Below are 21,027 nucleotides of genomic sequence, written 5' to 3' on the forward strand. Positions count from 1 at the left end.
GGCTACCGGTGGCCCTTCTGCCGGAGCAGGCGTTCCAGGCCGGGGGTCAGGTGGAGGCGCGGGCCGCGGTGGCCGGCGGGGGCCGCCTGCCGGGCCGGTACCTGCTTCGCCGGGGCCGGGTGCGTCACGGGCGCCGGGAGCGTGGTGTGGCCGGACCACCGGTCCGGGCGGGTCTGGACGCGGCCGACGGCGCTCGCCAGCAGCTCCGAGAACCAGATGTTCCGGTCGGGTCCGGCGGTGATGTTGAACGGGACCTTGTCCACCCCGCCCGGGACCTCGTACTCGGTGATCGCGCCGCTCCGGGTGATCCGGCCGATGCGGCCGGACTGGACGGCGTACCACATGTCCCCGTCCCGGCCGCGGGTGATGTCGTAGACCTGGAAGTCGGGGACGGGGACCGGGAAGAGCCGGATCTCGCCCCGCGGGGTGATCCGTCCGACCGCGTTCAGCCCGCTCGCGGTGAACCACATGCCGCCCGGGCCGGCCGCGATGCCGGAGAGGTAGCTGGAATCGCCGCCCACCGGGTACTCGGTGATCCGGCCGTTCAGGCTGATCCGGCCGACCTTGCCGGCGGAGAACTCGGTGAACCAGAGCGAGCCGTCGGCCGCGGCGGCGATGTAGTACGGCACGGCGTCCGGGGTGGGGACCGGGTACTCGGTCACCTTGCCGTCGGGTGCCATCCGCCCGATCGCGTTCGTTCCCGGCTCGGTGAACCACAGGGCGCGGTCGCCGCCGACCGCGATGCCGAGCGGGAAGCGGTTGGCGCCCGGCAGCGGGAACTCGGTGATCCGGCCCTTGGTCGTGATCCGGCCGATCCTGTCGGTGAACCCCTCGGTGAACCACAGGGCGCGGTCGGGGCCCTGGGTGATCGCCTGGGGGAAGCTGTCGGGGGTCGGCAGCGGGTACTCGGTGACGGCGCCGCCCGTCGTGACCCGGGCGATCCGGTTGGCCCCGGACTCGGCCACCCACAGGGCGCGGTCCGGGCCCGATGTGATGCCGGCGGGGAAGGCGGCGGGGGTCGTGAGCGGGAACTCCCTCACGTCCCCCACCGCCCGGCCCGTCCCGGCCTGGGCCGGGGCGGTGGCGGCGGCGAAGGCGAGCAGCGCCCCCAGGGAGGCGGTGAGCAGCGTGCGCAGGCGTCGTCGGATCTTCGGCGGGTACGGCATGGGCCGGGTCCCTCTCGGGTGGGCGGCAGACGGGCGACATAGAGCGGAATATCAGATTCCGAACCGGGTCCGTCCCCACCGCCCGCACGGCTCGCCCGCGAACCGCCCGCCTGCCGTATCGCGGGGCCCGCCGGCCGGCCTACGCCTTGGCGGCGTTGCCGAGCACCTTGGACGGGGTGATGCGCACGACGACCCGTACGGCCCCGTCGGAGGCGTCCCCGTACTCCTTGCCGGCGCCCGGCCCCAGGTACTGCTCGGCGATCCGGACGGCGACGGCCCGGCCGGTGTCCTCGCTGACGGTGGCGGTGCCGCGGATCTCGGCGTACAGGTAGGGGTTCGCCAGGTCGAACACGGTCAGCCCGACCCGCGCGTCCCGGACGAGGTTCCGCTCCTTGCGGCGGCCTTGCTCAGTGGAGACCAGCAGGTCGTCGCCGTCCCGGATCACCCAGACCACGGAACTCTGCGGACTGCCGTCGGGGTTGAGGGTGGAGAGCACGGCGGGGTGCGGGGAGTCGAGCAACTGCCGCACGGTGTCGTTCAGCGCAATCGTCATGCGGTGAAGACTAGTTCGGCCTCCAGCCGGTCCGGCCGGATCCCGGGGCGGCCGGACCCCACTACCCGAAGTCGGTCACTCCCAGGGGATGTTGAGGAAGGGGCTGGCCGGGTCGGTGGTCAGCGTCAGGTGGGTGGCGAGGGAGGACGCGTACCAGCTGCCGAACTCCTCCTCGTCGAAGTGCAGGCACCGGGCGAGCGCGTACCCGGCGGAGAACTCCGCCCACGAGTCGTACGCCCCCCGGGCCTGCTCGCCCGCGCGGAGCACGGCCCGCTCGGCGTCCTGGAGGGTGCCGTAGCGGGTGGCGACGCCCCAGCGGGCCATCTGGGAGGCCCGGCCGTAGTCCCAGGCCACGACCGAGCGGACCCAGCCGTCCGCGGGGAGCAGTCCGTCGGCGCGGAAGCGCTGCTCGTAGCGGGTGATCCGGCCGATGAGCCGCCGGACCCCGGCGATCTCGCCCTCGACCTCGGCGGCCGGGCGCGGCCGGGCGACGGTGACCCCGTCGGGGGTCAGCCGCGGCTGGGCGGCCAGCTCGGCGCTGTGGCGCAGGCCGGCCTCGGCGGCGTGGCGCCAGTGCTCGACGTCCACCGGCCCGGCGAAGTCGCAGGCGAGGACTCGGCGCAGGCGGAGCGCGAACTCCCAGACGGGGCTGACGACATCGGCCTCCAGCATCCGCTGGAGCACGTCGAACCAGCCGGCGGTGTCGGTGATGTCCCACATCGCGCGCAGCCGCTCGCGTTCGCGGGTGTAGCCGTTGCCGTGGTGGGCGAGGGCGTTCCAGAACTCCCCGTTGGAGACGGCCAGATGGGCCCCGACGGCCAGGCCCCGGGCCACCGGGCCGTGCAGCGGGCCGCCGGTGTGGAGGGCGTGCACGGCGCCGGGGGCCAGCCCCCAGGAGCCGGCCGCGTCCCAGTGGGCGCGCCAGCGGGCGAGGTCCGCGGGGGTGGTGGACAGGTAGGCCTCGACGGGGCTGCCGGGGTTCACGGCGAGGTGGGAGGGGTCCCGGGCGTCCCAGGCGTTGGCGAACCAGGCGAGGCTCTGGCGGAGGTAGACGGTGTGGGGGTCGGGGGCCGGCAGCATGCCCCGGGTGTAGACGGCGAGGGTGTGGTCGCCGGACGGGTGGAACCGGGCCGTGCGGGGGTCGGCGTCGACCTGGGCGCGGGGCTGCGGGAGGAAGAGCTCGGCGCGGGCGAGGGCGTCCAGGTAGGCGCCCCAGTCCCCGCGCGCCTTCGCGCCGTACAGCTCGCGCTCGATCGCACTCGGCGCCGTCCACTCGTCCACACGGGGACCCTATACGGGGCCCGGGCGGGCCCCCCGGACGGGCCCGGGCGGCCCGGCGCCCCGCCGTCCCGGTCAGCGGCCGAGGTTTTCCAGCCAGGCCAGAGTGGAGACGAGCTCGGCGCCGAACTCCTCGCAGAGCGCGAGCGCCTCCCGGCCGGCGGCCGTGCCGGACGGGTCCGTGCCGGACGGGTCCGTGCCCGGCGCCGGCGGGGCGAGGAGGCCGTGGCAGGCCCTCTCGACGGCGAGGTTGCGGGCCTCGTGGTAGCCGCCGGTCCCGCCGGGGGCGGCGGCGAGGTGGCGGGCGTGGGCGAGGGCGGCCGGGTGGTCCCACAGGCAGTCCTCGACGTGGTGGTCGAGGGAACGGGACAGCTCCCGGGCCAGCCGGACGATCCGCTCGGCCTGCCGCGCGTCCGGTCCGCCCGACGGACGCCACGCCACGAGTTCCGCCAGGACCTCCAGCTGGAACTCCGCGACCACCCCGTCCGGCTCGCCCTCGGGCATCGCGGCCGCCGCCCGCTCCAGGGCGCGGACGGAACCCTCCCCGTCCGGGCCGAGGAGCAGTGCCCGGAAGGCCTCCTCCACCGCCGTACGGTGCAGCCCCCACGCGGGATCGAGCCCGAGCGCCAGGAGCGGTGCCCGCAGCCGCCACAGGGCCGCCACGGCGTCGTACCGCTCCGCGGGCGTCCCGTCGTCCCGCCCGCCCGTTCCTCCCATGCCGTCACGCCCCCGATCCGCCGGTCCGCCCGTACGGGCCCCACCCTAGACAGGGGCGCCTCAGCCCGGGCCCACCTGGGCCGTGAGCTGGACCGTCACCTCGAACACCGCCAGGGCGGGCTCGGCGCCCACGTCACGGAAGAGGCGGGGGGCCGGGGCGCCGCCCGGGGCCGCGCGCACGGCCTCCAGGGCCGCCCGGTCCCGCCACAGGGTCTGGACGCGCCAGTGCCCGTCCCGGCCGCCCAGCAGCTCCGTGCGGACCAGCCCGTCGGGCAGCGGCCGGGTCACGAGCTCGCGGTAGGCGGCCACGAGATCGGCCTCGCGCCCGGCCGCGACGACCCCGCTGACCTCGCTCAGCACCTGTCCGGTCATGGGCCTCGCCTCCTCGCCGCCCCGCCCCCTCCACGCTACGCGCGCGGCGGCGGGTCGGCGCTCCGGCCCGGAACGCCGGCGGCCGGTGGCCGGATCCGTTGTGTCGGCCGGGGCCGGGGCCGCGGCGTCAGTAGGCTGGCCGGCCGGACAACTCGGCGGCGGGTGGAGGGCGTTGTGCGCGGTGGGACGGTCGCGGTGGTCGGGGGGAGCATCGCGGGGTGTGCGTTCGCCTCGGCCGCGGTGCGGGCGGGGGCCGGGGAGGTCGTCGTCCTGGAACGGACCCGGGGGCGGCTCGCGGACCGGGGGGTCGGGCTGTGCGTCCACGACGACCGGGCCGCGGAGCTGGTCGCGGCCGGGGCGCTGCCGCCGGGGATCGCGGCGCACCGGCTGGAGCGGCGCCGGTGGGTGGTGCGGGACGCCGCGGCCGGGGAGGGCGGGCGGCTGATCTGGGAGCAGCCGTTCCCGTTCCACTCCTACCACTGGGGGCTGCTGTGGCGGGGGCTGCGGGAGGCGGTGCCGGGGGCGGTGGACTACCGGCAGGGGAGGGCCGTGGAGGCGGTGGAGGGGACCGGGGACGGGGTCCTCGTGCGGTTCGGGGACGGGGGCGCCGAACGGTTCGACCTCGCCGTCGGGGCCGACGGCTACCGGTCCGTGGTGCGGGAGGCGGTGAGCCCGGGCGCGGTCCCGCACTACGCCGGGTACGTCTGCTGGCGCGGGAACTTCGACGCCGGGCTGCTGGAGGGGCTTGGGGGCGCGCCCTCGTACCCCGAGGCGGTGACCACCGTGTGCTTCCCCGGCGGGAGCTGCGTGATCTACCGGATCCCCGGACCGGTGGGGCTCCGGGTGAACTGGGTGCTGTACGCGGCGCCGCCGGCGGGCGGGGGGCTGCGCTTCGACGATCCGACCAGCTTCCCGCCGGGGGCCCTGGGGGAGGAGCTCGCGGGGCACCTGCGGGCGCTGCTGGAACGGGAGTTCCCGGAGTACTGGGGGCGGGCGCTGGCGCTGACCGCGCCCGAGGACACCTTCGTCCAGCCCATCTACGACCTGGTGACGGAACCCGCCGCGGCGGGCCGGCTGCTGCTGGCCGGCGACGCGGCGAGCGTGGTGCGGCCGCACAACACGAGCGGTGCGGCGAAGGCCCTCCAGGACGCCACCGCCTTCGGCGCGGCCTGGGCAGGGGCGACGTCCTGGGAGGACCTCGTCGCCGGCTACCGGACGGCCCGCGGCGCGGCCGGACGCGAACTGGTGGCGCTCGCCCGGCGGCTGGGGCGCGCACAGGTGGAGCGGACACCGGTGTGGGCCCGGATGAGCCCCGCCGACGTCGCCGGCTGGTGGGAGGCCCAACTGGCGGGCGCGGCCGGCATCGGGGGCCAGGCCCTGTCCTCGTAGCGGCGCGCCGGGCCGGGCCGCGGCCCGTACGACCCCCGTGCGTCCGCGCGACCGCACGGACCCCCTTGACGGGTCCCGGCGGCGGGGAGACGCTCCCGGGGCTCACAACCGAGTGCAGCTGGGGGGCTGTTATGCCGGAGGAGTCGGTCCAGACGGTGGGGGAGCTGCGGGCGCTGCTCGCGGCGCGCGGGGCGCGGTGGTCGGCCGGCGAGCACCTCGCCGACGAGGATCCCCTGCCGAGGGCCTCGCTCGGCCTGGAACCGGGTCCGCACCTGACGCCCGCCGCCGAGGCGGGGACGGTGGACCTGCCGGCGCTGGTGGGGCGGGAGAGCGGGAACCCGGACCTCGACAGGCGCCGGGCCGCCCACGGGCTGCTGCCGGGGAGGGCAGCGGGCGCCGGGCGGCCGGCGGCCGTGGACTGGCGCGGCCGGTGGGGGTGGCCCTGGCTGACCAAGGTCAAGGACCAGAACCCGTGCGCGTCCTGCTGGGCGTTCGGGGCGGCCGGGCTGGTGGAGTCGATGGCCCGGATCGAGCACGACGTGTGGGCGGCGCGCTCGGAGGGGGACGTCCACGACGCTCTGAAGTGCACCTGCGGGCAGGGCGGCAGCCCCGAGACCGCGCTGGACTGGGTCAGGGACAACGGCGGCCTCGCCGACCCCGACTGCTGGCCGTACGGCACCCCGCCCCCCGGCCTGCCCGCCGAGCGGCGCGACGCCTGGCGGGCCGAGTACACGCCCAGCTGGGACCGTTCGGGGCGGACCGTGCGGATCACCGACTACGTCCGGCTCGGCGACGTGGAGCAGCAGAAGGTGTGGCTGGACACCGTCGGCCCGCTGACCGCCTGCTTCGACGTCTACGACGACTTCTTCGCGCTCGGGGCAGGGGTCTACCACCGCACCGGCGGCCTGCTCGCCGGCGGCCACTGCGTGCTGGTGGTCGGCTACGACGACGCGGCCGGCTGCTGGCTGTTCAAGAACTCCTGGGGCCCCGGCTACCACGTCGGCGGGTACGGCCGGATCGCCTACGGCGAGGTCAACATCGACTACTGGGCCAAGTGCGGCCTGCGCGGCACCAACATCGACCCGTGGAGCAAGCGCCGCCTGCACGCCGGCAACGTCTACGAGAGCGGCAACGGCCCGGCCCACCGCAACTTCGAGCTGGCCGCGACCACCGGCGGCGGCCGGCTCCGGCACTGGTGGCGCGAGGGCGACACCCCCTTCGCCTGGTCCCGCGCCGAGACCTTCGCCGGCGACGCCTCGGGCCAGCCCGCCTTCACCGGCACCACCTACAACCGGAACATGGAGACCCTGCACGTCACCACCGGCGGCCGGCTGCGCCACTGGTACTACGAGCAGGCCGTCGGCGTCTGGCGCGACGGCGGTGCCTTCGGCCCCGGCGACGCCGCCATCGGCTCGACGCCCGCGTTCATCCAGAGCGACTACGGCAAGCCCGGCAACTTCGAGGTGGTCGTCCGCACCGCCGACGGCCGCCTCAACCACTGGTGGCGGATCAACGGCGCCCCCTGGACCTGGAACGACGGCGGCCGTTTCGGCTCCGGCATCGCCCACTACGGCCCCGCCCTCGTCCAGACCCGCGCCCGCACCCTCGACCTGGTCGCCGCCCGCACCGACGGCCGGATGCAGCTGTGGTGGCGCGACGACGCCAACGGCTTCGCCTGGAAGGCCGGGGAGGTCTTCGGCAGCGGGGCCACCTCCGCGCCCTGCCTGATCGAGGGCCAGTACGGGGCCGCGGACGAGGACACCGCCGGGAACTACGAGCTGTGCGTGGCCGTCGCCGGCGGGCGGATCGAGCACTGGTGGCGGGGCAACGCCGCCGGCGGCCCCTGGACCCGCGGCGCCGTCTTCGGGCACGACGTGCTGGCCGTCACCGGGATGCTCCAGGGCAGCTTCGGGTTCAACCTGGAAGTCGTCGCCCTGCGCACCGACCGCCTGCTCCAGCACTACTGGCGCGACGGCGCGGGCTGGCACGAGGGGGCGGTCATCGGCCCTGCGTGAGCGGTGAGGGAGGCAGCGGGTGGAGGTGCGCAGCGTCGTCCTCGGCGCCGGTGAGGCGTACGAGCTGCGGCTGACCGGGCGCGGGGCGCGCGGGTACGTGTGGACCTGGCAGGTCTCCGGGGACGCCGACGCCGTCTCCGTGAGCGAGACCGCGCCCGGGCGGGCGGGGCGGGCGGCGCCCGGGGAGCCGGTGGAGCGGACGTACCTGGTCCGGGGCGGGCGCCCCGGCGGGCGGGCCCGGATCCGGTTCGCCCAGGTCCGGCCGCCGTACCCGCAGGAGGCCCCGTACGACGAGTTCGTGCTGGACGTGGAGGTGGCCGGCGCCGGCCGCTGAGCGCCCGGGCACCGTACGGCAGCCGGAGGTCCACATCGCGGACGGAGGGGACAGGTGTATCCCTCATGTATCTATCCTGTGCGCATGCCACCCGCCACCACCGCAGCCGCCCCGTCCCCCACCGCCGCAGAACGCGTCTACCGGCACGTCAAGCAGGGCGTGCTCGACCGCCGCTACGAAGGCGGGGTGCTGCTCACCGAGGGCGAGCTCGCCGTGGCCGTCGGGGTCTCCCGGACCCCGGTCCGCGAGGCGCTGCTGCGGCTGGAGACCGAGGGGCTGCTGAAGCTCTACCCGAAGAAGGGCGCGCTGGTGCTGCCGGTCTCCGCGCAGGAGATCGCCGACGTCGTCGAGACCCGGCTGCTGGTGGAGGAGTTCACCGTGCGCAAGGCCGTACCGGCCCCGCCCGCGCTGCTGGAGCGGCTCACCCGGCTGCTGGAGGAGCTGCGGCACCACGCGGCCGCCGGGGACCTCGCCGCGATGATGGCCGCCGACCGCTGCTTCCACGCCGAGATCGTCCGGCACGCCGGCAACCAGATCCTCTCGCGCCTCTACGACCAGCTGCGCGACCGCCAGCTGCGCATGGGCGTGGCCCTGCTGCACGCGCACCCCGAGCGGGTGGAGCGCACCCTCGCCGAGCACGCCGAGATCCTGGACGCGCTGCGCGCCGGCGACCGGGAGGCCGCCGCGGCCGCCGTGCGCGGGCACATCGGGCGGGTCGAGGCGCTGGTGCGGGGGGCGGACCGATGAGCGCGGCCGCCGCGCCGTCCTCGTCTCCGTCCTCGTCCCCGTCCGGGATCCCGGACCTTCAGGATCCGCCCGGCGGGCGGCGGGCCGTGGCCGTCTGGTCCATCGGCGTCGCCGTCTACTTCGTCGCGGTGATCTTCCGTACCAGCCTGGGCGTGGCCGGGCTGGAGGCCGCCGACCGCTTCCACGTGAACGCCTCCGCCCTGTCGACGTTCTCCCTCCTCCAGCTCCTGGTCTACGCCGGCATGCAGGTCCCGGTCGGGCTGATGGTGGACCGCCTCGGCACCAAGAAGGTGCTGACGCTCGGCGCCGTCCTGTTCACCGCCGGCCAGATCGGCTTCGCGCTCGCGCCGACCTACACGATGGCGCTGGCCGCCCGCGCCCTGCTGGGCTGCGGGGACGCGATGACCTTCATCTCCGTCCTGCGGCTCGGCACCCGCTGGTTCCCCGCCCGGCGCGGACCGCTGATGGCCCAGCTGGCCGGGCTGGTGGGGATGGCGGGGAACCTCGTCTCCACCCTGGTCCTCGCGCCCGTGCTGCACGGCGCCGGCTGGGTGCCGGCCTTCGCGGGCAGCGCGCTGGCCGGGCTGGTCGTCCTGATCCCGCTCACCCTGTTCCTGCGCGACCACCCCGAGGGCCACGCCCTGCCGCCCGCGCCGCGGGGCGGAGGCGGGTTCGTACGGCGCCAGATACGCGACTCCTGGCGGGAGCCCGGCACCCGCCTCGGCCTGTGGGTGCACTTCACGACCCAGTTCCCGGCGATGGTGTTCCTGCTGCTGTGGGGCATGCCGTTCCTGGTCGAGGCACAGGGGCTGGACCGGACGGCCGCCGCCGGACTGCTCACCCTGATCGTCGCCGCGAACATGGGCTGGGGCCTGGTCTACGGGCAGGTCATCGGCCGCCGCCAGGGCGCCCGGCTGCCGCTGGCGCTGGGCACCGTCGGCGTCACCGCGCTGCTGTGGGCCGCGGTCCTGCTCTACCCGGGGGAGCACGCCCCGATGTGGCTGCTGGGCACCCTGTGCGTGGTGCTGGGCACCTGCGGGCCGGCCTCGATGATCGGCTTCGACTTCGCCCGCCCGGCCAACCCCGCCGAACGGCAGGGGACCGCGTCCGGGATCACCAACATGGGCGGGTTCCTCGCCTCGATGACCACCCTGCTGTCGGTGGGCGTCCTGCTGGACGCCACCGGCGACGACTACCGGATCGCCTTCGCGTCGGTGTTCGTCGTGGAGCTCCTGGGCCTCACCCAGATCCTCCGCCTCCGCCCGAAGGCCCTCGCCCGCGAAGGCGAACGGGAGCGGGAGCGCGCGTGCCCCGTCCCCGCCGCCACCGCCGCGCCGGCGGCCGGGGGGAGCCCCCGGGAGGCCGCCCCCTCGGCACCGCGCTGACCCGGCGGGGCGGCGGGGGCGGGCTACGGCGTGACGGCGAAGTTCGCCAGGATCGCGTCCGCCAGCTCCGCGTCGCCGTCCACCTTCACGCGGTCCGCGACCGTGCGCGGCCGCACCCGCCCCGCCGCGAGACGGACGTACGTCGGCCAGTCCAGCGACAGCGACACCGCCGGGCCCAGCGAGGGCGTCGAATCGAGGGTGGCCCGCCCCGCCGCGTCCACCCGTACCGTCCGCAGGAACTCCAGCTCGCCGTGCACGTCCAGCACCACCGCCGTGTGCGGCGGCGCGCCCGCGCCCTTCGCCACCACCTTCGGCAGCCCCGACAGCAGGATGTCCCGCGCCACGTGCGCCCCCGGGGCGTCCCAGTTGCCCGGCGCGCCCAGCGCCGCCCGCAGGTCCTGCTCGTGGATCCACACGTCGAACGCCCGCAGCCGCAGCGACAGCTCCAGCGGGATCTGGTCGCCCTTCGGTCCGCGCACCAGCGTCGTGGCCGGATCCCGCTTGTCACCCCGCAGCTGCCGCTGGCGGCGGATGACGGTGTACTCCAGCTCGGAGGTCATCTCGAGGGCGGTGTGGTGCCGGCGGACGTCAACCGGAACCTCCATGTAGCGGGTGAACTCGTCCACCACGTGCCGCAGGTCGCGCGGCAGCGTGTGGATCGGCCGCGGGTCGCCGAGCTGCTCCAGCTCCATGCCGATGACGTGGGAGACCACGTCACGGACGGACCAGGCCGGGCACGGCGTCGGCAGGTTCCACTGGCCCTCCGTCAGGGGGAGGACCAGTTCGGTTATCGCCTCGATCGAGTGTGTCCACGCGTCGACGTAGGGCTCAAGACTGGGATGGACGGTCAACGGGACCCCTCGCTGGCTGTTCAGTGGCGCGTTGTGGACTATTCCCAAAACTACGCTGCCGATGAGCACCCCGACAGCGCTTTCGTGTGACGATCGTAGGCCTTGAGTTGACCGGCTGACATGCCAGGACGGTGGTAGTGTGCGCGCCTCGCTGATCCAAATCGCGGTGAATGAGGGGGAGTCGGTGGCTTCCCGGCGGTCCCGGGCCGCCGAACTCGTACGGGAGCAGGCCGGCTCCGACCTCGTCGTGCTGCCCGAACTGTGGACGGTGGGCGCCTTCGCCTACGAGCAGTTCGAGACGGAGGCCGAGCCGCTGGACGGCCCCACGTACGAGGCCATGTCCAAGGCCGCCCGCGACGCCGGGGTCTGGCTGCACGCCGGCTCGGTCGTGGAACGCGCCGGCGACGGCTCGCTCTACAACACCGCGCTCGTCCTCTCCCCGGCGGGCGAACTCGCCGCGACCTACCGCAAGATCCACCGGTTCGGCTTCGACCAGGGCGAGGCGGTGCTGATGTCCGCCGGCGACACCCTCACCACCGTGACCCTGCCCGAGCAGACCCTCGGCCTCGCCACCTGCTACGACCTGCGCTTCCCCGAGCTGTTCCGGGGCCTGGTCGACGCGGGGGCCACGACGATGGTCGTCTCCGCCGGCTGGCCGGCCCGCCGCCGCGAGCACTGGACCCTGCTCAACCGGGCGCGGGCGGTGGAGGACCAGGCGTACGTCCTGGCCTGCGCGACGGCCGGTACGCACGCGGGCGTCGAGCAGTCCGGGCACAGCCTCGTGGTCGACCCGTGGGGCGAGGTCCTGGCGGAGGCGGGCCCGGGCGAGACCGTCCTGACGGTGGAGCTGGACCCGGCGAAGGTGGCGGAGACCCGCGACCAGTTCCCCGCCCTGAAGGACCGCACCCTGGGCCGCTGACGGCACGGACGGGGGACGCCGTGGGCGGCGGCGCCCCCCGCCGGGGCTCACTCCCCCTCCTCCCGCTCCCGCTCCGCCATGCGGATCACGCACACCGCGACCGCGACCATCAGCGCCGCGTCCGCCTCCTCCCGGACCACGTCCACCGCGTACGTCTCGCGGATCCGGTACCACTGCCGGGAGATCAGCGCGAGCAGCTCGCCCTCGTACTCGACCTTGAACTCCCGGTCCAGGATCCGCCCGCTGACATCGAGCTCCGTCCCCTCGGACATCGTCACGCGGAAGTGGTTGCGCAGCAGCGACAGCCGCTTGCGGCGGATCACCGCGAGCCGCTTCCCGTCCCGCTCCAGGGTCATCGCGTCCCGCAGGCCCGGCAGGCCGAGACCGCCGAAGAGCCGCTCCCGCAGCGTGATCAGGACCCGCCCGTCGGGATCCTCCAGCTCCAGGGTGTCGCGCAGCCGCAGCGCCTTCCCGTCGACGAGGAAGGCGTGCCGGCCGTCCTCGTCCTCGATCCAGTAGTCGTCGCCGATGGCCAGCAGTTTGTCCCGAACGAGGTATTTCATGCGGGGATCGTTGCCCGGGATAGGTTGCCGCCATGCCCCTTCTCTACGTGACCGACCTGGCCTACCCGGCGCGCGGCCGCCGCTACGGCGACGAGGACGTCCTCCTCACCTCCCGGCTGCGCGAGCACTTCCCCCTCGCCCTGTGCCATCCGCGGGACGCGCGGGCCCTGATGCCCGGCTTCGACGCGGTGATCGTCCGCAACAGCGGCCCCGTACTGCACTACCAGGAGGCCTACGACGCCTTCCGCGCGGCCGCCCTCGCCACCGGGACCCGCGTCTACAACCCGCTCACCGGCCGCGCCGACATGGCGGGCAAGCAGTACCTCCTCGACCTGACGGCCGCCGGCTACCCGGTCATCCCGACCGTCGACGACCCGGCGGACCTCCACCTCCTGCCCCCGGCGGACACGTACGCCGTCAAGCCCAGGCAGGGCGCCGACTCCATAGGCCTGACCTTCACCGCGGCCCCCGCCGGCCGCCCCGGCCATTCCCTCATCCAGCCCCGGATCGACTTCGCGTACGAGGTCTCCTTCTACTTCGTCGACGACGCCTTCCAGTACGCCCTGTACGCCCCCGACCCGGACCGCCGCTGGGAACTCGTCCCGTACGAGCCCACCCCCGAGGACCTGGCCTTCGCGCGCCGCTTCATCGCCTGGAACACCCTCGACCACGGCATCCAGCGCGTGGACGCCTGCCGGGCCCCGTCGGGCGGGCTCCTCCTGGTGGAACTGGAGGACCTCAACCCGTACCTCTCCCTGGACCTCCTCCCGGCCGCCGTCCAGGACTCCTTCGTCGAGGCCCTGGTCAGCTCACTGACGTCGTTCCTCGCCGCCGGGACCTGAGCAGCAGCCGCCGACCGGGGACCTCCACCCAGGAGTGCAGGGCCCAGGCGAGGGCCAGCGACACGGAGAAGGCGGCGAGGAGCACCAGCGGCCCGCCGTTCCACAGGCCCAGCTTCGGATGCCCGCCGAACAGGCTCTCGCCGGCCCGGATCACCAGGATGTGGACCATGTAGAAGGCGAACGAGACCTCGCCGAGCCTGACGGCGAGCCGCCCCCGCCAGGGCGAGGGCTCGCCGCGCAGGTCCGCCTGCGCGGCGGCGGCGATGAGGGCGGTGTAGCCGACGATCGTGCACGCGGCCGCGTGGAAGGGGTAGTCGGTCTGGGAGCCGAGGAAGTACCCGCCCAGGGTGAGCGCCACCGCCACGGTCAGCCCGGGCCCCCGCCAGCGGCCGGCCCGCACCAGCTCGGCGCAGGCGATCCCGAGCACGAACTCGGGGAGCCGGTACAGCGGGAAGAAGTAGCTGGACCAGATCGTCCCGTCGGGCAGCCCGCTGAGCTCCATCCAGGCGGGCACGGCCATCACGGCGGCCAGGCACACCAGGGCGACGACCGCGCTCCCCCGCCACCCCGTGCGCCGCAGCGGCCGCACGAGCAGCGGGAACGAGAGGTAGAAGAAGGCCTCGACGGCGAGCGACCAGCTGACGGGGTTGAGCCCCTGGAAGTACCGCACCTGCGGCACCCAGGACTGCACCAGCGCCAGGTTGGCGACGACCGGCCCGGCCGCCGGCCTCTCCCCGGCCCCCGGCAGCAACAGCAGCAGCAGCGCCGCGCCGGCCGTCACCAGGTGCAGCGGATACACGCGTGCGAACCGGCGCCGCCAGAACCGCACGACACCCCGCCCGGTGGGCGTCCGCGCGGTCGACCAGGCGAGCACGAAGCCGGAGAGCACGAAGAAGAACGAGACCCCGGTGTTCCCCGCCCCGAAGGCGGCGCCCACCAGCCCCTGCGCCCGCCCGCCGAAGTACTCCACGACGTGGACGTGGTACAGGAACACCATCAGCGCGGCGGTCCACCGCAACCCGGTCAGCGAAGGCAGCCCGACGGGCCGCACCTCGACCCCCTCGCCCGCCTTCGCGCCTTCACTCGTGGACATGACCGCTGCCGTCGACATGCGCGGCAACCTAACACGCGCGATTCTTGTTCGATTGCGCCAATGGCAAGCTTGAAGGATGAACGATGCTGCCCCGGCGCCCACCCCCGCGCCCGCGCCCCGCCGTGCCCGTGTCCGTGCTCCCGAGCTGATCGGCAAGGGGGGCTGGCTCAACACCGGAGGCAAGGAGCTGACCCTCGCCGATCTGCGAGGGCGCATTGTCATCCTCGACTTCTGGACCTTCTGCTGCATCAACTGCCTGCACGTCCTCGACGAGCTGCGCGAGCTGGAGGAGAAGCACCGCGACACCGTGGTGATCATCGGGGTGCACTCGCCGAAGTTCGTGCACGAGGCCGAGCACGCCGCCGTCGTCGACGCCGTCGAGCGGTACGAGGTGCACCACCCCGTGCTCGACGACCCCGAGCTGGCCACCTGGAAGCAGTACGCCGTGCGGGCCTGGCCCACGCTCGTGGTGATCGACCCCGAGGGGTACGTCGTCGCGCAGCACGCCGGTGAGGGGCACGCGCACGCCATCGAGCGGCTCGTGGAGGAGCTGGAGGCCGAGCACGGGGCCAAGGGGACGCTGCGGCGCGGGGACGGGCCCTACGTGGCGCCCGAGCCCGTCGCCACGGACCTGCGCTTCCCCGGGAAGGCGGTCGTGCTGCCGTCCGGGAACCTGCTCGTGTCCGACTCCACGCGGCACCAGCTGGTGGAGCTCGACGCCGACGGGGAGACCGTCGTGCGGCGGATCGGCAGCGGGGAGCGCGGTTTCGGGCCGCAGGCCTTCAGCGAGCCGCAGGGGCTGGCGCTGCTGCCCGACGGGCGGGTCGTCGTCGCCGACACCGTCAACCACGCGCTGCGGGTGTTCGACCCCGCCACGGGGGCGGTGGAGACCGTCGCCGGGACCGGGCGGCAGTGGTGGCAGGGGTCTGCGACGTCCGGGCCGGCCCTGGAGGTGGACCTGTCCTCGCCGTGGGACGTGGCCTGGTGGCAGGGCCGGGTGTGGATCGCCATGGCCGGCGTGCACCAGCTGTGGACCTGGGACCCGGAGGCGGGCACCGTCGCCGTCGCCGCCGGGACCACCAACGAGGGCCTGGTGGACGGGCCCGCCGCCGAGGCCTGGTTCGCGCAGCCGTCCGGGCTCGCGGCCGCCGGCGACCGGCTGTGGATCGCCGACTCCGAGACCAGCGCGCTGCGTTACGTGGAGGAGGAGGGTGAGGGGTACGCCGTGCGGTCCGCCGTCGGGACCGGCCTGTTCGACTTCGGGCACCGGGACGGGGACGCCGCCCAGGCGCTGCTCCAGCACCCCCTCGGGGTGACGGCCCTGCCGGACGGCTCGGTCGCGGTCTGCGACACGTACAACCACGCCCTGCGGCGGTTCGACCCGGCCACCGGGCAGGTGACGACGCTCGCCACCGATCTGCGCGAGCCCAGTGCCGCCGTGCTGGTGGGCGAGGACATCGTGGTCGTGGAGTCCGCCCGGCACCGGCTGACCAGGCTGCGGCTGCCGGAGGAGGCCGTACGGGTCGACGCGGTCGCCCACCGCACCCGGCGGGCGGCCACCGAGGTCGCTCCCGGCACGCTCCGGCTGGACGTGGTCTTCCAGGCGCCGCAGGGCCAGAAGCTGGACACCCGGTACGGGCCCTCCACCCGCCTGCTGGTCTCCTCCACCCCGCCGGAGCTCCTGGCGGCGGGCGAGGGCGCCGGGACGGACCTGTTCCGGGACCTGGTGCTGAACCCCGACGTCACCGAAGGGGTCCTGCACGTCTCGGCGATGGCCGCGTCCTGCGACGACGACCCGGCGAACGAGTACCCGGCCTGCCACGTCCACCAGCAGGACTGGGGCGTCCCGGTCGTCGTCACCGAGGGCGCCGCCGCCCGCCTGCCGCTGGTGCTGGCCGGGATGGACGGCTGACGGAGGGCCGGAGGACTCCTGTCCTTCCCGGGGGGCTCAGCCCTCCAGGAAGGACAGGAGGGCGTTCGCCAGGAGGAACGGGTCGTCGGAGCCGCACAGTTCGCGGGCCGAGTGCATCGAGAGGATCGCCACGCCGATGTCGACCGTCTGGATGCCGTGGCGGGCCGCGGTGATCGGGCCGATCGTCGTGCCGCACGGCATCGAGTTGTTGGAGACGAACGTCTGCCACGGCACCCCGGCCCGCTCGCAGGCGGCGGCGAAGACCGCCCGGCCGCTGCCGTCGGTGGCGTAGCGCTGGTTGACGTTGACCTTCAGGATGGGGCCGCCGTTGGCGCGCGGGTGGTGCGAAGGGTCGTGGCGTTCCGCGTAGTTGGGGTGGACCGCGTGCCCGGTGTCCGAGGAGAGGCAGATGGTGCCGGCGAAGGCGCGGGCCTTGTCCTCGTACGTGCCGCCGCGCGAGAAGACTGAACGTTCCAGCACGTTGCCCAGGAGCGGGCCGTCGGCGCCGGTGTCCGACTGGGAGCCGTTCTCCTCGTGGTCGAAGGCGGCCAGCACCGGGATGTGGTCCGGCTTGTCGGACGAGGAGACGGCGACGAGGGCCGCGACGCCCGCGTGCACCGACAGGAGGTTGTCCATGCGGGGCCCGGCGAGGAGTTCGCGGTCGCGGCCGAGGTAGGCGGGCGGCTCGATCGAGTGGACCATCAGGTCCCAGCCCGCCACCGAGCCCTGGGGCAGGCCCTCTTCCTCCTCCAGGAAGGCGATCAGGTCGCCCTCGTGGGCGTCGCCCAGGCCCCAGATCGGCTGCATGTGCCGCTGCTTGTCGAGCTTGAGGCCGTCGGAGTTGACCGAGCGGTCCAGGTGCACGGCGAGCTGGGGGACGCGCAGCAGCGGGCGGTCGATGTTGACCAGCCGGTCGGTGCCGTCGCGCAGTGACAGCCGGCCGGCGAGGCCGAGGTCGCGGTCGAGCCAGGTGTTGAGGAGGGTGCCGCCGTAGATCTCGACGGCGACCTGCCGCCAGCCCTGGGAGCCCGTGTCCGGTACCGGCTTGACGCGGAGGTTGGGGGAGTCGGTGTGCGCGCCGATGATCCGGAAGGGGGTGTGCGCGGCCGCGCCCTCGGGCACGTACCAGGCGATGAGCGCGCCGCCGCGCAGGACGAACCGGCCTCCCGTGCCCGAGTCCCAGGCGTCCGATTCCGACAACTGCCTGAAGCCTGCCTTTTCCAGCCGCTCGGCCGCGTTGGCCACGGCGTGGTACGGCGACGGACTGGCCGTCAGGAAGGTCATCAGATCGTCGGTGTGGCCGCGGTCGAAGCGGGCGGGAGAGCTCATGTGGTTCACCTTAACGACGGTCGTGTTCGCCATGGCCGGACTGCGGCGGATAGCCGAGGGGTCGGAGGGCCGAGGGGTGCGTGGCCCGCGGCCCGGCCGATTTCAGCCCGGCGGACGCTCGAATCGGCGCTGCAGCTGCCGGCGCTCGCCCCGTCGGATGCGCGGGAGCATCTCGGGGGCCTGCGGCGGGCGCTGAGCACGTCTTTTGCGTCCGGCGCAGAAGATACAGGCCTCGCCGGGCGGGGCATCGGGGTCGATCGGCGCGCCGGGGTGTTCGGAGCACCCCGAGGCGTTGCGCGGCCGCGAGAGTTCGCGGGCCACGATGAACGCGCGGTGGAGGTCGTCCGCGAGGCGTACGAAGTCCTGGTCGGGGGAGCCGAGCGTGAGGTGGAAGCGCTGCTCGTCGATGCCGCGCAGGTAGTCGCGCAGCACGTCGAGGGTGTACGGGGGCCCGGGCACGGGGTAGCCCAGGCGCCGCTGCTCCACGGGGGCGGCGGGGGCGGCCGGGGGGCCGCCGCGCAGGCGCCGGCCGAGGCGGCGGCGGTCGTTGCAGATGAGGCAGCGGCCCCAGCCCTCGGGGGCCTCGGGGTCGAGGGCGCCGTTGGGGTGCTCGGGGCAGCCGGTGTAGCTCTTGGCGGGGGCGAGGCCGGCGGCCGTCTGGAAGGCCACGTAGAGGGCGTCGGCCACGGGGTCGTACTCGGCGGGGTGGGCCCCGTCGTAGAGGTCCTTGATCCGGTCGCCGAGGGCGCCCACGTTGGCCTGGAGCTCCTTGAGGGCGTACGGGCGCCCCGTGGGGACCGTGTACCCCCTGCCGCTGTGCTGCTGCTCCTGTGGACTCATGTCTACGAGCGTCCCACGAACCGCCGACAACCGGGGAACCCGGTCGTCGCACGACCGGGTTCCCCGGTCCCGGACACGCCGGTGGCCGGACCCTCGACAGGAGGGGTCCGGCCACCGGCGCGTACGTACACCGCGTACAGCAGGGGGGCTGCCTTAGAAGGCGGCCTCGTCGAGCTCCATGAGGGAGTTGTCGACGGCCTCGGCCAGCGCGCGCTGGACCGAGACGCCCGGCAGGACCTGGGCCGCGTAGAACTTCGCGGCGGCGATCTTGCCGGTGTAGAAGGGCACGTCCTTGGCGGAGGCGGTCGCCAGCTTCTCGGCGGCCACGGCGGCGCCCTTGAGCAGCAGGTATCCGACGACCACGTCGCCGGAGGCCATCAGCAGGCGGGTGGTGTTCTGGCCGACCTTGTAGATGTTCTTGACGTCCTCGCCGGTGGCGGTGAGGTCGACGATCATCTGGCCGACGATGGCCTCCAGGTCCACGGCGGCCTTGGCCAGCGCGTCGCGGGCCGGGGCCAGCTCCTCGCCGCCCACGCCCTCGGCGAGGAACTTCTTGATCGTCTCGGAGAGGACGTTCAGCGAGGCGCCCTGGTCGCGGACGATCTTGCGGAAGAAGAAGTCCTGGCCCTGGATGGCCGTGGTGCCCTCGTAGAGGGTGTCGATCTTGGCGTCGCGGATGTACTGCTCGATCGGGTATTCCTGGAGGTAACCCGAACCGCCGAAGGTCTGCAGGGACTCGGAGAGCAGCGCGTACGACTTCTCGGAGCCGTAGCCCTTCACGATCGGCAGGAGCAGGTCGTTGAGGCCGATCTCGGCGGAGGCGTCCTCGCCGGCGGCCTCCTTGAGCTGGATCGCGTCCTGGACGGAGGCGGTGTACAGCACGAGGGCGCGCATGCCCTCGGCGTACGCCTTCTGCGTCATGAGCGAGCGGCGCACGTCGGGGTGGTGCGTGATGGTGACCTTGGGCGCGGTCTTGTCCATGAAGTTCGCCAGGTCCGGGCCCTGCACGCGCTCCTTGGCGTACTCCAGCGCGTTGAGGTAGCCGGTGGAGAGGGTGGCGATGGCCTTCGTGCCGACCATCATGCGGGCGAACTCGATGATCATGAACATCTGGCGGATGCCGTCGTGCTTGTCGCCGATCAGCCAGCCCTTGGCGGGGTGCTGGTCGCCGAAGGTCATCTCGCAGGTGTTGGAGGCCTTGAGGCCCATCTTGTGCTCGACGTTCGTCGCGTAGACGCCGTTGCGCTCGCCCAGCTCGCCGGTCTCCCAGTCGAAGTGGTACTTCGGGACGAGGAAGAGGGACAGGCCCTTGGTGCCCGGGCCGTGGCCCTCGGGGCGGGCGAGGACGTAGTGGAGGATGTTCTCCTCCATGTCGTGCTCACCGGAGGTGATGAAGCGCTTCACGCCCTCGATGTGCCAGGAGCCGTCCTCCTGCAGGATGGCCTTGGTGCGGCCGGCGCCGACGTCCGAGCCGGCGTCGGGCTCGGTGAGGACCATGGTGGAGCCCCAGCGCTTCTCGACGGCGATCTGCGCGATCTTCTTCTGCGCCTCGTTGCCCTCGGCGTGCAGGATGCCGGCGAACGCCGGGCCGGAGGAGTACATCCAGATGGCCGGGTTCGAGCCGAGCAGCAGCTCCGCGTAGGCCCAGATCAGGGAGCGCGGGGAGGTGGTGCCGCCGATCTCCTCGGGCAGGCCCAGGCGCCAGTACTCCGAGTCCATGAAGGCCTCGTAGGACTTCTTGAAGGAGGCCGGGACCGGGGCGGTGTTGGTGGCCGGGTCGAAGACCGGCGGGTTGCGGTCGGCGTCCGCGAAGGACTCCGCGAGCTCGTTCTCCGCGAGGCGGGTCAGCTCGGACAGGATGCTCTTGGCGGTCTCGGTGTCCATCTCGCCGAACGGGCCGGTGCCGTACAGCTTTTCGCGGCCGAGCACCTCGAAGAGGTTGAACTCGATGTCGCGGAGATTCGACTTGTAGTGCCCCATGGCGACGGCTCCGTTAAGGCTCGGGGAGACAGATTCCTCGTACATACCAATCGGTAACCTCATCATGCTACCCACGAGTAATAAGGCGCAACCCTTCTGCGGCGACTGTGACCAGCGTCAACCGGGTCCGGCTGGAGGGTGCCTGGGGGCCGGGCCCGCTCGGTAGGCTTCGGTCCATGTACGGCTACGACCAGAACGTGAGCGCGGGACAGCAGCAGTACGCCGCCCCGCAGCAGATGGCCGGCGGGTACGGCGAGCAGCCGCTCTACCCCGAGCCCTCGCCGCCGTCGCTCGCCGACGCGGTACGGGCCTTCACCACCGGGTCGCTGTCCGCCGAGGACTTCCAGCAGATCTTCGCCACGTCGAAGGTCTACTGCCCGCGCGGCGAGACCCCCGGGTTCCTGGCCCTGCACAACACGCAGCAGCCGGTCATCCCGATGTTCACCACGCTCAAGGAGCTCCGCCGGTACGCCGGCAAGGAGTCCAAGTACTTCGTGATCACCGGCGCCGAGGTGATCGACCTGCTGCCGACCGGGTACGGCTTCGTCCTCGACATGGAGGGCGACCACCGGATGGTCTTCGACGCGAAGGCGGTCGAACAGATGGTCGACTTCGCGATGCGCCGCATGTACGGCTGAGTCGCGCCCGGAAGGCGCCGCCGCACCCCCCGGGAATGCTCCCGGGGGGTGCGCTGTTGTGGGCGGGTGGCAGGAAGTTCGAGATTCAACTAAACTCGACGCAG

General features: G+C 73.8%; 20 protein-coding genes. 9 read left to right on the forward strand and 11 right to left on the reverse strand.

What is annotated here, in order from left to right:
• Positions 1-2: 2 nt before the first annotated feature.
• From ACZ5NJ_RS01565 to ACZ5NJ_RS01585, 5 genes are all read right to left on the reverse strand, one after another.
• Positions 3-1,166: a Vgb family protein gene (locus tag ACZ5NJ_RS01565; RefSeq protein ID WP_468761501.1), complete on the reverse strand. Its 1,164-nt coding sequence runs from the start codon at positions 1,164-1,166 to the stop codon at positions 3-5.
• 139 nt (positions 1,167-1,305) lie between these two features.
• Positions 1,306-1,719 carry a PPOX class F420-dependent oxidoreductase gene (locus ACZ5NJ_RS01570; protein ID WP_468761503.1) on the reverse strand — a complete coding sequence of 138 codons (414 nt, stop codon included), beginning with the start codon at positions 1,717-1,719 and terminating at the stop codon, positions 1,306-1,308.
• Positions 1,720-1,794: 75 nt separating this feature from the next.
• Positions 1,795-3,000, reverse strand: a complete 1,206-nt coding sequence (locus ACZ5NJ_RS01575) for a DUF1266 domain-containing protein (RefSeq protein ID WP_468761505.1) — start codon at positions 2,998-3,000, stop codon at positions 1,795-1,797.
• Between the two features lie 72 nt (positions 3,001-3,072).
• On the reverse strand, positions 3,073-3,714 hold the full coding sequence (locus tag ACZ5NJ_RS01580) for a hypothetical protein (protein ID WP_468761507.1): 642 nt from the start codon (positions 3,712-3,714) through the stop codon (positions 3,073-3,075).
• A gap of 60 nt (positions 3,715-3,774) precedes the next feature.
• Positions 3,775-4,086, reverse strand: coding sequence for an antibiotic biosynthesis monooxygenase family protein (locus ACZ5NJ_RS01585; protein ID WP_468761509.1), 312 nt, complete (start codon positions 4,084-4,086; stop codon positions 3,775-3,777).
• Positions 4,087-4,260: 174 nt separating this feature from the next.
• Between ACZ5NJ_RS01585 and ACZ5NJ_RS01590 the strand changes: the two genes are divergently transcribed.
• The 5 genes from ACZ5NJ_RS01590 (at position 4,261) to ACZ5NJ_RS01610 (ending at position 9,956) form a co-directional block, all read left to right on the forward strand.
• Positions 4,261-5,475 carry an FAD-dependent monooxygenase gene (locus ACZ5NJ_RS01590; RefSeq protein WP_468761511.1) on the forward strand — a complete coding sequence of 405 codons (1,215 nt, stop codon included), beginning with the start codon at positions 4,261-4,263 and terminating at the stop codon, positions 5,473-5,475.
• Positions 5,476-5,606: 131 nt separating this feature from the next.
• The gene (locus tag ACZ5NJ_RS01595) at positions 5,607-7,490 is read left to right on the forward strand and encodes a C1 family peptidase (protein WP_468761513.1); all 1,884 of its coding nucleotides are present in this window, start codon (positions 5,607-5,609) and stop codon (positions 7,488-7,490) included.
• Between the two features lie 19 nt (positions 7,491-7,509).
• Positions 7,510-7,824, forward strand: coding sequence for a hypothetical protein (locus ACZ5NJ_RS01600; protein ID WP_468761515.1), 315 nt, complete (start codon positions 7,510-7,512; stop codon positions 7,822-7,824).
• 84 nt (positions 7,825-7,908) lie between these two features.
• Positions 7,909-8,571 (forward strand): GntR family transcriptional regulator, encoded by a 663-nt coding sequence (locus ACZ5NJ_RS01605; RefSeq protein ID WP_468761517.1) that lies wholly within the window; start codon positions 7,909-7,911, stop codon positions 8,569-8,571.
• Positions 8,568-9,956: an MFS transporter gene (locus tag ACZ5NJ_RS01610; protein WP_468761519.1), complete on the forward strand. Its 1,389-nt coding sequence runs from the start codon at positions 8,568-8,570 to the stop codon at positions 9,954-9,956. The genes ACZ5NJ_RS01605 and ACZ5NJ_RS01610 overlap by 4 nt, the downstream gene beginning before the upstream one ends.
• Before the next feature lie 23 nt (positions 9,957-9,979).
• Here the strand turns inward: ACZ5NJ_RS01610 and ACZ5NJ_RS01615 are convergent, their stop codons facing one another.
• Positions 9,980-10,807: a maleylpyruvate isomerase family mycothiol-dependent enzyme gene (locus tag ACZ5NJ_RS01615; protein WP_468761521.1), complete on the reverse strand. Its 828-nt coding sequence runs from the start codon at positions 10,805-10,807 to the stop codon at positions 9,980-9,982.
• A 139-nt stretch (positions 10,808-10,946) separates the two neighbouring features.
• On the opposite strand from ACZ5NJ_RS01615, the gene ACZ5NJ_RS01620 reads away from it, so the two are divergent.
• Positions 10,947-11,726 (forward strand): carbon-nitrogen family hydrolase, encoded by a 780-nt coding sequence (locus ACZ5NJ_RS01620; RefSeq protein ID WP_468761522.1) that lies wholly within the window; start codon positions 10,947-10,949, stop codon positions 11,724-11,726.
• A gap of 47 nt (positions 11,727-11,773) precedes the next feature.
• Here ACZ5NJ_RS01620 and ACZ5NJ_RS01625 read toward each other — a convergent pair whose 3' ends face one another.
• A complete protein-coding gene (locus ACZ5NJ_RS01625; protein WP_468761524.1) occupies positions 11,774-12,289 on the reverse strand; it encodes an LURP-one-related/scramblase family protein in 516 nt (171 codons plus the stop codon).
• Positions 12,290-12,321: 32 nt separating this feature from the next.
• Here ACZ5NJ_RS01625 and ACZ5NJ_RS01630 point away from each other — a divergent pair, with 32 nt between their 5' ends.
• Positions 12,322-13,131: an ATP-grasp domain-containing protein gene (locus ACZ5NJ_RS01630; RefSeq protein ID WP_468761526.1), complete on the forward strand. Its 810-nt coding sequence runs from the start codon at positions 12,322-12,324 to the stop codon at positions 13,129-13,131.
• Here the strand turns inward: ACZ5NJ_RS01630 and ACZ5NJ_RS01635 are convergent.
• Positions 13,094-14,242 (reverse strand): acyltransferase family protein, encoded by a 1,149-nt coding sequence (locus tag ACZ5NJ_RS01635; protein WP_468761528.1) that lies wholly within the window; start codon positions 14,240-14,242, stop codon positions 13,094-13,096. The genes ACZ5NJ_RS01630 and ACZ5NJ_RS01635 overlap by 38 nt on opposite strands.
• A 58-nt stretch (positions 14,243-14,300) precedes the next feature.
• Here ACZ5NJ_RS01635 and ACZ5NJ_RS01640 point away from each other — a divergent pair, with 58 nt between their 5' ends.
• Positions 14,301-16,136, forward strand: a complete 1,836-nt coding sequence (locus tag ACZ5NJ_RS01640) for an NHL domain-containing thioredoxin family protein (protein WP_468761530.1) — start codon at positions 14,301-14,303, stop codon at positions 16,134-16,136.
• A 36-nt stretch (positions 16,137-16,172) separates the two neighbouring features.
• Here the strand turns inward: ACZ5NJ_RS01640 and ACZ5NJ_RS01645 are convergent, their stop codons facing one another.
• The 3 genes from ACZ5NJ_RS01645 to ACZ5NJ_RS01655 form a co-directional block, all read right to left on the reverse strand.
• Entirely contained in the window at positions 16,173-17,465 is a 1,293-nt protein-coding gene (locus ACZ5NJ_RS01645; RefSeq protein WP_468761532.1) for a M18 family aminopeptidase, read from the reverse strand.
• A gap of 102 nt (positions 17,466-17,567) precedes the next feature.
• Positions 17,568-18,305, reverse strand: a complete 738-nt coding sequence (locus tag ACZ5NJ_RS01650; protein WP_468761534.1) for a hypothetical protein — start codon at positions 18,303-18,305, stop codon at positions 17,568-17,570.
• A 153-nt stretch (positions 18,306-18,458) separates the two neighbouring features.
• Entirely contained in the window at positions 18,459-20,285 is a 1,827-nt protein-coding gene (locus ACZ5NJ_RS01655) for an acyl-CoA dehydrogenase (RefSeq protein ID WP_468761536.1), read from the reverse strand.
• Positions 20,286-20,461: 176 nt separating this feature from the next.
• Here ACZ5NJ_RS01655 and ACZ5NJ_RS01660 point away from each other — a divergent pair, with 176 nt between their 5' ends.
• Positions 20,462-20,923, forward strand: coding sequence for an SseB family protein (locus ACZ5NJ_RS01660; RefSeq protein WP_042815576.1), 462 nt, complete (start codon positions 20,462-20,464; stop codon positions 20,921-20,923).
• The last annotated feature ends 104 nt before the right edge of the window (positions 20,924-21,027 follow it).

This window comes from Streptomyces sp. NPDC032091, assembly GCF_055580265.1.

Bases quoted from the DNA above. Each gene is read 5' to 3' on its own strand.
- ACZ5NJ_RS01630 (WP_468761526.1), top strand. From the start codon at position 12,322: ATGCCCCTTCTCTACGTGACCGACCTGGCCTACCCGGCGCGCGGCCGC.
- ACZ5NJ_RS01605 (WP_468761517.1), top strand. From the start codon at position 7,909: ATGCCACCCGCCACCACCGCAGCCGCCCCGTCCCCCACCGCCGCAGAA.
- ACZ5NJ_RS01645 (WP_468761532.1), bottom strand. From the start codon at position 17,465: ATGAGCTCTCCCGCCCGCTTCGACCGCGGCCACACCGACGATCTGATG.
- ACZ5NJ_RS01580 (WP_468761507.1), bottom strand. From the start codon at position 3,714: ATGGGAGGAACGGGCGGGCGGGACGACGGGACGCCCGCGGAGCGGTAC.
- ACZ5NJ_RS01650 (WP_468761534.1), bottom strand. From the start codon at position 18,305: ATGAGTCCACAGGAGCAGCAGCACAGCGGCAGGGGGTACACGGTCCCC.
- ACZ5NJ_RS01655 (WP_468761536.1), bottom strand. From the start codon at position 20,285: ATGGGGCACTACAAGTCGAATCTCCGCGACATCGAGTTCAACCTCTTC.
- ACZ5NJ_RS01610 (WP_468761519.1), top strand. From the start codon at position 8,568: ATGAGCGCGGCCGCCGCGCCGTCCTCGTCTCCGTCCTCGTCCCCGTCC.
- ACZ5NJ_RS01595 (WP_468761513.1), top strand. From the start codon at position 5,607: ATGCCGGAGGAGTCGGTCCAGACGGTGGGGGAGCTGCGGGCGCTGCTC.
- ACZ5NJ_RS01640 (WP_468761530.1), top strand. From the start codon at position 14,301: ATGAACGATGCTGCCCCGGCGCCCACCCCCGCGCCCGCGCCCCGCCGT.
- ACZ5NJ_RS01565 (WP_468761501.1), bottom strand. From the start codon at position 1,166: ATGCCGTACCCGCCGAAGATCCGACGACGCCTGCGCACGCTGCTCACC.
- ACZ5NJ_RS01635 (WP_468761528.1), bottom strand. From the start codon at position 14,242: ATGTCGACGGCAGCGGTCATGTCCACGAGTGAAGGCGCGAAGGCGGGC.
- ACZ5NJ_RS01625 (WP_468761524.1), bottom strand. From the start codon at position 12,289: ATGAAATACCTCGTTCGGGACAAACTGCTGGCCATCGGCGACGACTAC.
- ACZ5NJ_RS01570 (WP_468761503.1), bottom strand. From the start codon at position 1,719: ATGACGATTGCGCTGAACGACACCGTGCGGCAGTTGCTCGACTCCCCG.
- ACZ5NJ_RS01585 (WP_468761509.1), bottom strand. From the start codon at position 4,086: ATGACCGGACAGGTGCTGAGCGAGGTCAGCGGGGTCGTCGCGGCCGGG.
- ACZ5NJ_RS01660 (WP_042815576.1), top strand. From the start codon at position 20,462: ATGTACGGCTACGACCAGAACGTGAGCGCGGGACAGCAGCAGTACGCC.